Source organism: Solilutibacter tolerans (assembly GCF_900155935.1).
GTDB lineage: Bacteria > Pseudomonadota > Gammaproteobacteria > Xanthomonadales > Xanthomonadaceae > Solilutibacter > Solilutibacter tolerans.
In genome coordinates, this window is the sequence record NZ_FTLW01000004.1 from 187,370 (window position 1) to 201,442 (window position 14,073).

7 protein-coding genes are annotated in these 14,073 nt (G+C 63.0%); 4 read left to right on the forward strand and 3 right to left on the reverse strand.

Going from position 1 to position 14,073, the window contains the following annotated elements; translation table 11 throughout:
- Window positions 1–9 precede the first annotated feature (9 nt).
- On the reverse strand, window positions 10–1,485 hold the full coding sequence (locus BW989_RS09275) for an MFS transporter (RefSeq protein WP_076587601.1): 1,476 nt from the start codon (window positions 1,483–1,485) through the stop codon (window positions 10–12).
- 220 nt (window positions 1,486–1,705) lie between these two features.
- Between BW989_RS09275 and BW989_RS09280 the strand changes: the two genes are divergently transcribed.
- A complete protein-coding gene (locus tag BW989_RS09280) occupies window positions 1,706–3,319 on the forward strand; it encodes an alpha-glucosidase family protein (RefSeq protein WP_076587602.1) in 1,614 nt (537 codons plus the stop codon).
- A gap of 20 nt (window positions 3,320–3,339) precedes the next feature.
- On the opposite strand, the gene BW989_RS09285 is transcribed toward BW989_RS09280, so the two are convergent.
- On the reverse strand, window positions 3,340–4,839 hold the full coding sequence (locus BW989_RS09285) for a tryptophan halogenase family protein (protein ID WP_076587603.1): 1,500 nt from the start codon (window positions 4,837–4,839) through the stop codon (window positions 3,340–3,342).
- Between BW989_RS09285 and BW989_RS09290 the strand changes: the two genes are divergently transcribed.
- Genes BW989_RS09290 through BW989_RS12610 form a run of 3 tightly spaced genes read left to right on the forward strand, consistent with a single transcriptional unit; the run spans window position 4,838 to window position 11,447 of the window.
- The gene (locus BW989_RS09290; RefSeq protein WP_083688451.1) at window positions 4,838–7,618 is read left to right on the forward strand and encodes an alpha-1,6-glucosidase domain-containing protein; all 2,781 of its coding nucleotides are present in this window, start codon (window positions 4,838–4,840) and stop codon (window positions 7,616–7,618) included. The genes BW989_RS09285 and BW989_RS09290 overlap by 2 nt on opposite strands.
- A gap of 26 nt (window positions 7,619–7,644) precedes the next feature.
- Window positions 7,645–9,651, forward strand: a complete 2,007-nt coding sequence (locus BW989_RS09295) for a glycoside hydrolase family 97 protein (protein WP_242651423.1) — start codon at window positions 7,645–7,647, stop codon at window positions 9,649–9,651.
- Window positions 9,652–9,683: 32 nt separating this feature from the next.
- Window positions 9,684–11,447 (forward strand): alpha/beta hydrolase-fold protein, encoded by a 1,764-nt coding sequence (locus tag BW989_RS12610; protein ID WP_165688580.1) that lies wholly within the window; start codon window positions 9,684–9,686, stop codon window positions 11,445–11,447.
- Here the strand turns inward: BW989_RS12610 and BW989_RS09310 are convergent.
- Window positions 11,413–13,998 carry an alpha-amylase family glycosyl hydrolase gene (locus tag BW989_RS09310; protein WP_165688581.1) on the reverse strand — a complete coding sequence of 862 codons (2,586 nt, stop codon included), beginning with the start codon at window positions 13,996–13,998 and terminating at the stop codon, window positions 11,413–11,415. The genes BW989_RS12610 and BW989_RS09310 overlap by 35 nt on opposite strands.
- Window positions 13,999–14,073: the final 75 nt, after the last annotated feature.

The window sequence follows — 14,073 nt, forward strand, 5'->3', positions numbered from 1 at the left end:
TGGGTTCCGTCAGGCCGCGTGCGCGGCGGGTTCCGGCACGCGCAATACGCACAAGCCGGCCACGAGCATGCTGATGCCGCCCATGATCAGGATTTTGGCAGGGTCGTCAGCGAACACGTGCTTGAGGATGTAGCCAAGCGTGGCCACCGCGACCAACTGCGGGATGACGATGAAGAAATTGAAGATGCCCATGTACACGCCCATCTTCTGCGCCGGCACGCTGTCAGACAGAAGGGCGTAGGGCAGGGAAAGAATCGAAGCCCAAGCGAAGCCGACGCCGACCATCGACAAGACCAACCAGTTTTCGTTCGGCATGAAAGGCACAGAGGCGAGGCCCAGCCCGCCCAGCGCGACATTGATCAGGTGGCTCTTGCGCAGGCCAAGCCGATGAGCCATGAACGGGATCGCGATGGCTGCCAATGCCGCGAAGCCGTTGTACGCCGCGAACAGCACCCCAACCCAGTTCGCGCCGGTGTTGTACGCGGCGGAAGTGGTGTCGGTCGTGTCGTAATAGACCGAAGTAACGGTCGCGGTGGTGTAGATCCACATCGCGAACAACGCGAACCACGAGAAGAACTGCACGATGGCGAGCCGACGCATCGTGGTCGGCATTGCATAAATGTCGGTCATCACCTGCGAGAAGCCGTTGTCCGGGTTGACCACGTTCAACGCGAGCAGGGCGAGGCCGTACGCGGCAAGCAAGGCGCCCAACAGGTACAACTCACGCGGCAGGCCTTGCATCGCCACCAGCGCGAGCCCCAGCGCACCCAGGCCCAGCCACAGGAACCCGAAGCGTGTTGCGCGCGCGCGATCCAATGCCGGTCGGTCCAACGGCGCCGCTTCGTCGTAGGCGTGCAAGGTTTCGGGGGGATATTCGCGCGTGGTCAGCACGGTCCAGACGATCGCGCCGAGCAACACGCCGGCCCCTGCGTAGAACGCATAGCGCACCGTATCCGGCACCTGGCCTGCTTCGGCCGTATTCGCCACCCCCCATTTTTCCAACATCCACGGCAACATGCTGGCGATCACCGAGCCCACGCCGATAAAGAAGCTCTGCATCGCATAGCCTTTCGCGCGCTGCGATACCGGCAACTGGTCGCCGACGAAAGCGCGGAACGGCTCCATCGAGATATTGATCGACGCATCCAGCACCCACAGCAGGCCGGCGGCGATCCACAAGGTCGGCGAGTCGGGCATGAAAATGAGTGCGATCGACGACAACACCGCGCCCACCAGGAAGTAAGGGCGACGGCGACCCAGTCCGGTCCAAGTGCGGTCGGACAGATAGCCGATGATCGGCTGCACAATCAGGCCCGTCAGCGGCGCAGCGACCCACAGACCTGGCAGTGAATCCATCTCCGCGCCCAACGTCTGGAAGATACGGCTGACGTTGGCGTTCTGCAGTGCGAAGCCGAACTGGATGCCGAGGAAACCAAAACACATGTTCCAGATTTGCCAGAACGAGAGGCGGGGTTTCGCAGACATGAAGTTTCCATGGAGATCGACAGTTGCGACATCCTGCCAGCTTCGTCGCGCGTTGGATGTTGCACTGCAAACATCGCTAGGGATGCAAATGGCCGAAATCCAAGGGTTTTCGTGGAAGAGGTCAAAGTTGCTGGCATCCGGAACGTAATTGCATACGTATTCATCGCGATACCATCTGCCGCACGGCGATAGTGCGCGGACTCGAGGCAGGGATAACCCCATGACGCATGCATGGTGGCGTGGCGCGGTCATTTACCAGATCTACCCACGCAGCTTTCAGGACAGCAACGGCGATGGCGTCGGCGATTTGCCCGGCATCACGACGCGGCTCGAGTACCTGAAGGCGCTCGGTGTCGATGCGCTCTGGGTGTCGCCGTTCTTCAAATCGCCGATGGCGGACTTCGGCTACGACATCGCCGATTTTCGCGATGTGGATCCCTTGTTCGGCACCCTCGCGGATTTTGACCAGCTGCTCACGCGTGCGCACGCATTGGGCATGCGTGTGATGATCGACCAGGTGCTGAGTCACACCTCCATCGAGCATGCGTGGTTTGCCGAGAGTCGAGCCAGTCGCGACAACCCCAAGGCTGATTGGTATGTCTGGGCCGATGCCAAGCCCGACGGTAGCCCGCCCAACAATTGGCTGTCGATCTTCGGTGGCGTGGCATGGACGTGGGATTCGCGTCGTCGCCAGTACTACCTGCACAACTTCCTGAGCTCGCAGCCGCAGCTCAATTTCCACCACGCTGAAGTCAGGCAAGCGCAGCTCGACAACCTGCAGTTCTGGCTCGAGCGCGGCGTGGATGGCTTTCGCCTCGACTCGATCAACTTCCCGTATCACGATGCCGAATTGCGCGACAACCCGGCCAAGCCCGAACACCTGCGCATCGGCCGCGGCTTTTCGCCCGACAATCCGTACGCTTTCCAGTACCACACCTACAACAACACGCGTCCCGAGAACCTGGGTTTGATGGAAGACGTGCGCGCATTGTTTGATGCCTATCCCGGTAGCGTCACGCTCGGTGAAATTTCTTCGGATGATTCACTCGCGACGATGGCCGAGTACGTCTCGCCCACGCGTCTGCACATGGCCTACAGCTTCGAGTTGTTGACCGAAGAATCCAGCGCGGCGCATATCCGTGCGACCGTCGAGGCGCTGGAAAGCCGAATGCCGGAAGGCTGGCCTTGCTGGGCCGTCTCCAACCACGACGTTCAGCGCGTCGCGACGCGCTGGGGCGGAGCGCATCCCCACCCACGCTTGCCAGCGCAACTGGTCGCGCTGGTCGCGTCCTTGCGTGGTTCGGTGTGCCTGTATCAAGGCGAGGAGCTCGGCCTGCCTGAAGCCGAGGTGCCATTCGAGCAATTGCAGGATCCGTACGGCATCGCGTTCTGGCCCAATTTCAAGGGCCGTGACGGTTGCCGAACGCCGATGCCCTGGCAGTCAGAGGGCGATGCTGGCTTTGGCAGCGATGCGCCCTGGCTTCCGGTGGCAGAGTCGCATCGCGCATTGTCGGTGGCGCAGCAGGAGGCTGATCCCGAATCGACCCTGCATGTCACGCGCGCCTTCCTGCACTGGCGCAAACAGCAGCCTGCATTGGTCGAAGGCGACATCGCGTTCATCGATGTGCCGACGCCCGCGTTGGCGTTCTGGCGGCGGAGTGATGGCCAGACGCTGTGTGTCGTGTTCAATCTCTCGGATCAGCCTGTCGACATCCCCATGCCCGAAGCGGATGGCGTCACGCCGCTGCAGATACCCGGATTCCCGATGGGCGGCGAGCGGGTGGAGGGCGGCCTGCGATTGGCCGCGCGTGGCGTATTCTTCGGCGCCGCGTGAGCACGACGCCGGCGCTTCGATCAGGACAGCAAGCGTTCGATGTAGGCGCGATGGCCGGGCATGGCCTTCATGCAATTGTCGATGACGCCGCGCACGTTGCCGAGGAATTCGGCCAGTTTTTCTTCAGGCAACGCATCGACCAGCCCGTGGTAGCCGGATGGACGGATGCCTTGACCGTAAAGCACCTGGATCCAGCTCGCTTCGGCAAAGAGTTCGTTGTTCTCGCGGAACACGCGCCCGTTGCTGGCGAACAAATCCAGCTTGCGCTGCAACGAGACGGGCACGTCCATCGTCCTGCAATGATTCCAGAACGGCGTGTCATCGCGCTGGGTGACGTGGTAATGCGCGATGAGGAAATCGCGGATCGACAGGAATTCCTCATTCACATGCCGGTTGAACGTGTCCACATCGGGCTGCTGGATGCCGGCATGCGGGAAGAAGGCGGTGAGCCGCGCGATCGCGGTCTGGATCATGTGGATGCTGGTCGATTCCAGCGGTTCCATGAAGCCGCTCGCCAAGCCGACGGCGATCACGTTGCGATTCCACACTTGCCTGCGCTTGCCGGTGACGAAGCGCAGCACGCGCGGCTCGGCCAGCGCTTCGCCATCCAAATTTGCCAGCAAAGTGGCGGTGGCTTCATCCTCGCTGATGAATTGGCTGCAGAACACATGCCCGTTGCCGATGCGATGTTGCAGCGGGATGCGCCATTGCCAGCCGGCGCTGCGGGCGGTCGATCGGGTGTAGGGCGTGATCTCGCCACTGCCCACGCAGGGCACGGCTACCGCGCGGTCGCAGGGCAGCCAGTGGGTCCAGTCCTCGTAGCCGGTCTGCAACGCCTGTTCGATCAACAAGCCGCGGAAGCCGGAGCAATCGATGAACAACTGCCCTTCGACCATATCGCCCCGGTCGGTGGTGACGTGGGTGACGTGGCCGCTTTCCGGATCCAACCCGACATCCACAATCTTGCCTTCGATGCGCTGCACGCCGCGCGCTTCGGCGTACTTGCGCAGGAACCGGGCATAGAGGTTGGCGTCGAAGTGGTAGGCGTAGGCGATCTGCGCCAACGGCGAATTCGGACGGTCGGTCGTCGCGTGCATGAAGCGGTCATGCCGCGCGGCCCAGGTGTTGATGGAATAGGCATCGAGCTCTGCCGCCTTGCCCGCTTGCCGCTGCTTGAGCCAGTAATGATGGAAAGGCACCAAGCCCAGGTCCTGTCCGATGGTGCCGAAACCGTGGATGTAGGACTCGCCCAGCCCGCCCCAATCGACGAACTCGATGCCCAGCTTGAAGGAGCCCTGCGTCTCACGCATGAACTCGGCTTCGTCCAGTTCCAGTGCACTGTTGTAGAGCTTGATCATCGGGATGGTGGCTTCACCTACACCGACGGTGCCGATTTCGTCGGATTCGACCAAGCGGATGCGGCAATGCGGTGGCAACACCTTGGACAACGCCGCGGTGGCCATCCAGCCGGCGGTGCCGCCCCCCACGATGGTGATGTTCTGTATCGGGAGAAGCGACATGCCAATCACACCCAAGGCTGACCGAAGCCGCGAGTATGCCGCGCGCCGCGCCCGTTGGGTGAGCCTGGCTTTGTGCCTTGCCTCATTGCTACCGGCGATGGCCAGCGCGGCGAATACGGCCGCCTGCAATGGCGAGGACACGGTGTCACTGTCGACGGACGCATCGGGTGTGAGGGAGACCCGCGCCTATTGGCTGGATGGCCGTCACCTGCGATGGCCCGGCAAACCCGCGACGGGTCATTACCGTTTGCTGGCATCGGCACAAGGCGGCCTGCGTGCGGCGTTGGGAGATCGTCCTGCCGCGCCTGATCTGCAGGTCATTGCACTTGCGACGGGAGAGGCGGATGACGCGACGCGTTCCCGCTTCGCGTTTACTGGCGAAGGCGTGGGCTTGCAGCTGCGTGGCGATGTCGACGTGCGGATGTTGCTGCGTGGCCAAGTGTTGCTGGCCCAGCTGGACACACGCGGTCGCGTCATAGATGCCACTTATCTGCAGCATCCCGGTGCTTTGGATGATCTTTACGCCAGCGCCGACGATGGGCGAGACCTGGGGGCCTGGCAGGCATCGCCCGGTCAGGCCGAATGGCGACTGTGGGCGCCGACGGCACAGAACGCGACGCTGTGCGTCTACGACGGTGCAGGGCAGGGCAGCGCCTTGCCGATGCAGCGCGAGGACGACAGTGGCGCATGGACCGCATCACTTCCCGGCCGCCAGCAGGGGCGCGTGTATGCCTACGAAGTCGATGTGTTCGTGCCAGGCACGGGAGGTGTCCGCAATCGCGTGAGTGATCCGTATTCGACATCGGTCACGGCCAACGGCGTGCGCAGCGTGCTGCTGGACCTGCAGGATCCAGCCACACAGCCGGAAGGGTGGGCGGCGTCAGCGCAGACGCGACCCGCGGCGCTCGAGCACCAGACCGACATGGTCATCTACGAGTTGCACGTGCGTGATTTTTCCATCGGCGACATGACGGTGCCGGTCAACGAACGCGGCAAGTATCTCGCCTTCACCCATCAAGACAGTGCGGGTATGCGACACCTGACGGCGTTGCGCAAGGCAGGGATGACCGACATCCATTTGTTGCCGGTCTTCGACATCGCTACCGTGCCTGAAGTTGGATGCATCACGCCCGAGATACCCACTGCCGCGCCCGACAGCGATGCGCAGCAGGCAGCCGTCATGGCTGTGGCGGCGCGGGATTGCTTCAACTGGGGTTACGACCCGCTGCATTACGGCGCGCCGGAAGGCAGTTACGCCAGTGATGCGACCGATCCGGTCAAGCGTGTGCGTGAACTGCGCGCAGCCGTGCAAGGCCTGCATCGCGCCGGACTGCGCGTGGGGATGGACGTGGTCTACAACCACATGAGCGCCAGTGGACAGGCGCCCCATGCAGTGCTGGATCGCTTGGTGCCCGGCTATTACCAGCGCTTGGACGAGGCGGGCAAGGTCACCACCTCGACCTGTTGCGCCAACACCGCCACCGAGCATCGGATGATGGCGCGACTGATGCGGGACACCCTGGTGCGTTGGGTGCGTGACTACCGCATCGATTCCTTTCGCTTCGATTTGATGGGCCATCAGCCTTTGGAGGCGATGCTGCGGTCGCGTGAGGAAGTCGAGCGTGTGGCCGGACGTCGCATCCCCTTTATTGGCGAAGGTTGGAACTTCGGCGAAATCGCTGATGGAAAACGCTTCGTGCAGGCTGCGCAGTTGCCACTGGCCGGCAGCGGCATCGCCAGTTTCAGCGACCGCATGCGGGATGCGGCGCGCGGCGGCGGATGTTGCGACAGCGGTGAAGCGCTCTTGGCCCGGCAAGGTTGGTTGACCGGCATGGTCGGTGCGCCCAATGGCCGAGGCGAACTGCCTGCGCGTGAGGCGCAAATGCAAGCCGCGGACATGATTCGCATCGGGCTGGCGGGCACGCTGCGTGATTACCGGATGCAGACATCCGATGGACAAGTCACGCCCTTGTCCGCGATCGATTACGCGGGCGGCCCCGCCGGTTACACCCGCCAACCTGGCGAGGTCGTCAACTATGTCGAAAACCACGACAACCCGACCTTGTTCGATGTGGGTGTAATGAAGATGCCGTTGGCCACTTCTGCCAGCGAACGCGCACGCATGCAGTTGCTGGGGGCTGCGCTGGTGGCGTTCTCGCAAGGCGTGGCGTACTACCACGGCGGCATCGATGTCCTGCGCTCGAAATCCCTCGACCGCAACAGCTTTGATTCGGGCGATTGGTTCAATCGGCTCGATTGGCGTTACCGCGACAACGGTTTTGCTGCAGGCCTGCCGCCGCCGCAGGACAACGGCAAGGATTGGGCCCTGCTCAAACCTTTGCTGCAAGCAGAGGGAATCAAGCCATCGGCAAGCGACATCACGTTCATGCGCGATGCCTTTCTCGATTTGACGCAAATCCGTGCGAGTACGCCCTTGTTCCGGTTGCACGATGCTGAAGCGGTGCAGCGTCGCCTTCGCTTCGAGAACACCGGGCCCGGACAAGATCCGGCGGTCATCGTGGGCCATCTCGATGGACGCGGGCTATCCGATGCGGGTTTCGAACAGGTGCTGTACTTCCTCAACACCTCAGCCGATGCGCGTGTAATGAATCTGCCGGAACAAGATGACAAGCGTTGGCGGTTGCACCCAGTGCAAGCGGCGGCTGCGGCAGCTGATGCACGCGTGCGAAATGAAGCGCGCCATCGCGGCGGTGTATTCAATATTCCCGGACGAAGCGCCGTGGTGTTCGTGATCCCGAGCAAGGAGACTGGCCGATGAAACGCATGCATGCCCTCGCGTTGACGATGTGTCTGTGGAGTTCGATGGCCGCGGCCGATCCGGTGGCGGAAGTGACCTCGCCCGACGGTCGCATCCGCGTGCAACTCGACATCAACCCGGAAGGACGTCTGGCCTATCGCGTGGACCGCGATGGCAAGCCGGTGCTCGAGGACTCCCGTCTTGGCTTTCAGTTCCGCAATGCTGAGGCCTTGCTTCGAAATCTGAAACTGGTGAAGCAAGCGACGCGCGAAGTCGAAGCGGACTGGGAATTGCCTTGGGGCGAGCGACGCGAAGTTCGCAACCATTATCGAGAGCTGCGCGTCAGTATCGAGGAAACCGTGCGCGCCCAGCGCCATTTCGATGTGGTTTTCCGCGTCTACGACGATGGCTTCGGCTTCCGTTACGAGATGCCGCGCCAGCCCCATGCGACGCGCGTGGAGATCGAGGACGACCTCAGCGAATTCGCCGTTGCCCGGCCAGCGACCGCATGGTGGATTCCGGCCGGTGAGTGGAATCGTTACGAATACCTCTATCAAAAGACGCCGTTGTCGGAGGTGTCGCAGGCGCACACGCCGATCACCGTGCGCACCGACGACGGGCTGCACCTGTCCTTTCACGAGGCAGCGTTGGTGGATTACGCCGCCATGTGGCTTCGCCGTGTGGATGGGCAACGATTGCGTGCGCATCTAGCGCCGGGCGGCAAGGAGGGAGCGAGCGTCGTGCGGATGACACCGTTCTCGTCGCCATGGCGCACAGTGCAGATCAGTGATCGCGCAGGTGGTTTGGTGGAATCCAGCCTGATCCTCAACCTCAACGAGCCGAACAAGTTGGGCGATGTCAGCTGGTTCAAGCCGGCGAAGTACGTCGGGGTGTGGTGGTCCTTGCACCTCGATACGGAAAGCTGGGCAACGGGGTCGAAGCACGGCGCGACGACCGCCAACACGCGGCGCTACATCGATTTCGCCGCGCAGAACGGCATCCGTGGCGTGCTGGTCGAAGGATGGAACCCCGGATGGGACGGCATGTGGTTCGGCAACGGTTGGGACTTCGACTTCACGCGTCCCGTGGCGGATTTCGATCTGCCGGCCTTGACCGCGTATGCCAAGACCCAAGCCGTGCATCTGGTAGGGCACCACGAAACCGGATGCGCGGTCAGTCATTACGAAACGCAACTCGATGCGTCCATGGCCTATGCCGCGGAGTACGGCATTGACGTGGTTAAGACCGGTTATGTCTGCGATGCCGGGCAGATCGAAAGACAAGACAGCAAGGGCGGCGACATCACCCGCGAATGGCACGATGGCCAGTGGATGAGCAACCATCATCTGCGTGTGGTGCAGGCGGCTGCCAAGCATCATGTCGCGGTCAACCCGCACGAGCCGATCAAGGACACCGGCCTGCGCAGGACCTATCCAAACTGGGTCTCGCGCGAAGGTGCACGCGGCATGGAATACAACGCCTGGGGCCAGCCACCCAATCCGCCCGATCACGAGATCAACCTCGTCTTCACCCGATTGTTGTCAGGACCGATGGACTACACGCCGGGCATCGTCAGCTTGACCGGGCGGGGCGGACAGGAGATCCCGAGCACCTTGGCGCGTCAGCTGGCACTCTACGTCACGCTATACAGCCCCATCCAGATGGTGGCCGATCTGCCGGAGCATTACGCCAAGCAGCCCGAAGCAATGAAGTTCATCCGTGACGTGCCGGTGGATTGGGACGATACGCGTGTGCTCAATGGCGAAGTCGGCGAGTTCGTCACCATCGCACGCAAGGCGCGCGGCAGCGGCACGTGGGCCATCGGCGCCATGACCGATACCCAGCAGCGCCCAGTGGAATTCAAGTTGGATTTCCTCACACCCGGCCAACGCTATCGTGCCGAGATCTATCGCGATGGCGAGGGGGCCGATTGGCGTGGCGATGCCCGCTTCCGTTTCGTGCGCGAGGAGAAGATCGTCAGCGCCGATGACACGATGGCTATGACGCTCGCACCGGGGGGCGGGGCGGCCGTGTTGTTGGTGCCGTTGCCGTGAAAGTGGGGTGCGGCATCTTCATCTTGGTTGCAATGAGTTTTGTTGCGCCGGCCACCCTCGCTGACACGCGCACTGCAATCCAGACCCTGCATGTGCCTGCGCCGGGGCTGTCATCGGCCCCGCTGCGTGTTCGCGTCCTGCTGCCTGCGGGCTATCGGCGTGACGCGCGCCCGGGGTATCCGGTGCTTTACGTCAACGATGGGCAAGATCTGGAGGCCGTGGACGTGCAGGCCACGGTGTCCGCCCTGCAGCGGCGCGGAGAGATACGGCCGATGTTAGTGGTGGCCATCGACATGCCGCCGGATCGCATGGCGGGTTATGGCCTGTCCGATCGTGCAGCAGGGCGATCGGTCATCGCGCCGACCAAGTACGGCCCGGTCGGCACGCAGGCGCATGCGTATTCCGAATGGTTGGTGAAGACGCTCGTGCCGGCCATCGATGCGCGGTACAACACGCGCGGCGATGCGGCATCACGCAGTCTGCTGGGCTGGTCGCTGGGCGCGCTGAATGCATTCTCGGTGGGTTGGCAGTATCCCGAGACTTTTGGTCGGGTGGGCGCGTTCTCGCCATCGTTCTGGCTATCGACGCGCAACGAGGATGCACAGGCCGTACAGGCATCACGCATCGCCCATCACCTGGTGGAAGACAGCGAGTGGAAGCCAAGGCCGCGGTTTTTCCTCGCCGTGGGTGATGCGGAAGAAACCGATGATCGCGACGGCGATGGCTTGATCGACGTGATCGATGACAGTCGCGACCTGTTGCAGGGCGTCGATGGGAAAGGCGGCCTGCGTGCCAAGGGCTATTGGATCAACCTGGATTTTGCCGCGCAGCCTGATCGCGCCTTTGCCGTGCTGTATCGATTGCCGGGCGGCCAACACAACCAGCAAAGCTGGGCGCGGATGTTGCCGGCGTTCTTGCGATGGGCAAATGGCGTGCGTGCCCCGGCGCTCGATGCCACCGGTCGGATCGAAGGCTGGCAGGACTTTGCCTCCCGTCATGTGACGGCGCGGGATGTGGATGTCTGGTTGCCGCCGGGTTATCACGCGCACCGCGATCGACGGTATCCCGTCATCTACATGCACGATGGCCAGAATCTGTTCGACCCTGCGCTGGTCTTCAACCACACCGACTGGGATATCGATGGTGCGATGACAAGCGGGATTGCGTCTGGCGCGTTGCCGCCGGCGATCATCGTTGGCATCGCGAACACGTCGCGACGCTTCGAGGAGTACATGCCGGCGGTGGTCGATGGGCCGCGTGTGACGAGTGGCGTTCCCGGCCGCGAGTCATTCGCGAGCGCCGACATTCGCTCCGATGCCTATCTTCGCTTCATCGTGGACGAGTTGAAGCCTTTCATCGATGCGCAGTACCGCACGCGGCCGGGTCGCGCCGACACGTCCATCATGGGATCGAGCATGGGTGGGCTGATTTCCTTGTATGCGATGGCAAGGCATCCCGATGTCTTCGGCAATGCCGCCGCGGTGTCGACGCATTGGCCGGCAGGCGAGGGCGCGATGGTTGATTGGTTCGCCCATCATCTGCCATCCGCCGATACGCATCGCATATGGATGGACCATGGCACCGAAACCCTGGATGCCCGCTATGCGCCGTATCAGCAGAAGATGGATGTGCAGATGCAGAAAGGCGGTTTTGTCGAAGGCGCTGGCTGGGTGAGCCGCGTCTACCCCGGTACCGAGCACAGCGAAAAGGCCTGGCGCGACCGGGCAGGCGAGATCCTTGCCTTTCTGCTGTCTCGCAAGGTCAACGCAGCAGGAGTGGACCCACCGCGTCCATAATGCGGGGCGACGTGGCATCGCCACCGCCGAATGCATTGGCCCCGGCCTCCGGTTGCAATGGGCGGTATTCGCCATCCATGTCCCAGGTGGTGACATGGAGGCGACTACCGGCCAAATCCGGGTAACCGCCCAACATGCCCGCGTCGAAGGTGAGCGTGATCGTCCGGGCATCGGCATCCACCTCGATGCGCGGCGCACGCGTCAAGGCTTCGCCATCTTGCACCGCGCTACTGCCCGTTGCACGGAAGGCGGCATTGCTCCAACCGCCCACACGGGCATGCACATCCCAACGCATGTCGTCAGGCAATCGTGCGTGCTGGCGCGGCATCAGTGATTGACCCTCACTCTGGTTGCCGGGCAGGTCGATGTAGACATCGAAGGCGACGTGATCGAAACCGTTGGCCGGGTTCCAGGTGGTGCTGATTTCCTGCATCGACAACTCGATCTTCAGTGCGCCACCCGAAGTGAAGGCACGCACGCCGAGTAGATCAGCGGGATGGTGGCCGGGCCAGCCATCACCGGTGGGATAGCGGTAACGCCCATCCAAGCCTTGATCGTCGTTGGCTGGGTCACGCAGCTCGCCGGCCAGTCGCCACTCGCGTTGGACTTTGAACGTTTGCGCCGATGCAATGGCGCCCGTCTTCGGCACCCATACCGTCAAGCGATGCGTGATGCTGGGGTCGATCATCTCGCTGACATTCAATCGCGCCGCCCAACGGCCGCCGTCATCGGCAAGCGCACAATCGCCTGCGGCTGCGCCATCGACCACCAGCTGCACGCAATCGCCCGGGATCGCTTGGCCGCCCACCTGCGTATCCCCCCGCAACGGATTTGCGGGTAGTGCATCGATGGAAGGGGCACCGGCACGGCGCGTGTCTCCCCGCCCGCGCTCGACGCGCGCCAGAAATCCTGATCGCGGCGGCAACCACACCTGTTGCTCCACGAATCGCAGCGCATCGGGATCCTGGTCGGCGCGGATGGAGTAGAAGGGCTGCAGGTGCTTGTCCTTGGGCAGCATCGATGCATCAAGCAGTGCTGGATGGGTGGCCGTATTGAGCAGCACGACGAGATCTTCTTCGTCGCTTTCCATTCGCCACGCGATGCCACCCGGGCCTGCCGCGTTGGAGGCGAGCAGTCGCGGGTGCGCTCGACGCAGGGCAGGGTGGGTGCGACGAATGGCGATGGCCTCGCGCAGCCAGCGATAGCCCTGCGATGCCGCATCCCAGTGGTCACGCCCACCGGCGCCTTGCCCGTTCGCAAACATCGCCGGGCGACGTTCGTGCATCGCCTGTTCAGTGCCGTAATAAATGACCGGAATGCCGGGAAGCGAGAGCATCGCGAATAGCGCTTGTCGCTGGCCCGTCACATCACTCCCCGCCAGGAAGCGATCGACATCATGGTTGTCGATGAAGGTCGGCATGCGCCACGGGTCACCGTGCGTGCGCATCATGTCGTCGATGCGCCATGCGAGCTCAGCCGTGGCATGACCTCGGGCGAAGACATCGCCCAAGGTGCCGTACAGGGGGAAATTGATCATCGAATGCAGGCCGCGCGGGCCGGCGTAGGTTTCCAGCAACTTCGCGCCCGCGTTGTCGTAGGGCCGGTCGATGGTGAAACCTTCACCGAACGCGAGGAAGTCCGGGATGCCGCGTGAGGCCGCCACCTTCGCCATGCCTGGCGCCTCGGGATCTTCGCTGTACATGAAGTCCTCGAAGAATCCCGCGGGTACGTGGATGGCGGTGTCGACGCGAAACGCATCCACGCCGATGTCGCGGATCCACCGGCCATAGCTTTCGCGCAGCGCGCGACGCACGAGGGGATTCTCCGTGTTGAGGTCATCCAGACCGGACAGCTGCCAGTTCTCCGATTGGTGGCGATCGCGGAAGTCGCGGACACTCGGGGTCCAGTGATAGATGCCGAGCTCTCGCTGACGTGCATCACGAGGGTCATTGGCGTCGAACGGCGCTTGGGATGGAGCCAGCGCACCTTGGCCATCCACTTCGAGCGAGGCCGACCGCGCGGGATCACTTGCGCGCCACTCACTCCCGTACTGCAGCCAGTTGCCGACATGGTTCACCACCACGTCCTGCACCAGTTTCATGTCGCGGGCATGTAGGTCGTCTGCCAAGGCCTGGTAGTCGGCCACCGTGCCCAAGTGGGGGTCGATGCGGCTGAAGTCGCTCGCCCAATAACCGTGGTAGCCGCCGTAGCGAGAGCCCGCATGCCACCACTGGTTCAGCACCGGCGGCGTGATCCAGAGCGCCGTCGCACCCAATTGCTGGATGTAATCCAGGTGCCGGCGCAGGCCGACCAGGTCACCGCCGTTGTATTTGGCTTCGTCGGCGGGGTCGTATTCACCGGTGCCCTGGTCGTTGTTGCCGGCATCGCCATCGGCAAACCGATCGGTCATCACGAAGTAAATGATTTCATCGCGCCAATCGCGGGGCGGCGCAGGTGGCGGTGTGGCCACCGCCAAGAGCGGTGATGAGGCGAGCAGCCAGGCAGTGGCGTGCAGCCAACGTTTGCGCTGGTGGTTATTGCGCTGCGGCATAAGCGGCGTTCCGGTGTCGGCCCGGATGGCATCGGACCACATCGCGCGGAAGAAGTGGTTAGCTGAATACGTTGC

Coding starts and splice junctions, on each gene's coding strand:
- BW989_RS09295 (WP_242651423.1), top strand. CDS start 7,645: ATGTGTCTGTGGAGTTCGATGGCCGCGGCCGATCCGGTGGCGGAAGTG.
- BW989_RS09285 (WP_076587603.1), bottom strand. CDS start 4,839: ATGTCGCTTCTCCCGATACAGAACATCACCATCGTGGGGGGCGGCACC.
- BW989_RS09275 (WP_076587601.1), bottom strand. CDS start 1,485: ATGTCTGCGAAACCCCGCCTCTCGTTCTGGCAAATCTGGAACATGTGT.
- BW989_RS09280 (WP_076587602.1), top strand. CDS start 1,706: ATGACGCATGCATGGTGGCGTGGCGCGGTCATTTACCAGATCTACCCA.
- BW989_RS09290 (WP_083688451.1), top strand. CDS start 4,838: ATGCCAATCACACCCAAGGCTGACCGAAGCCGCGAGTATGCCGCGCGC.
- BW989_RS09310 (WP_165688581.1), bottom strand. CDS start 13,998: ATGCCGCAGCGCAATAACCACCAGCGCAAACGTTGGCTGCACGCCACT.
- BW989_RS12610 (WP_165688580.1), top strand. CDS start 9,684: ATGAGTTTTGTTGCGCCGGCCACCCTCGCTGACACGCGCACTGCAATC.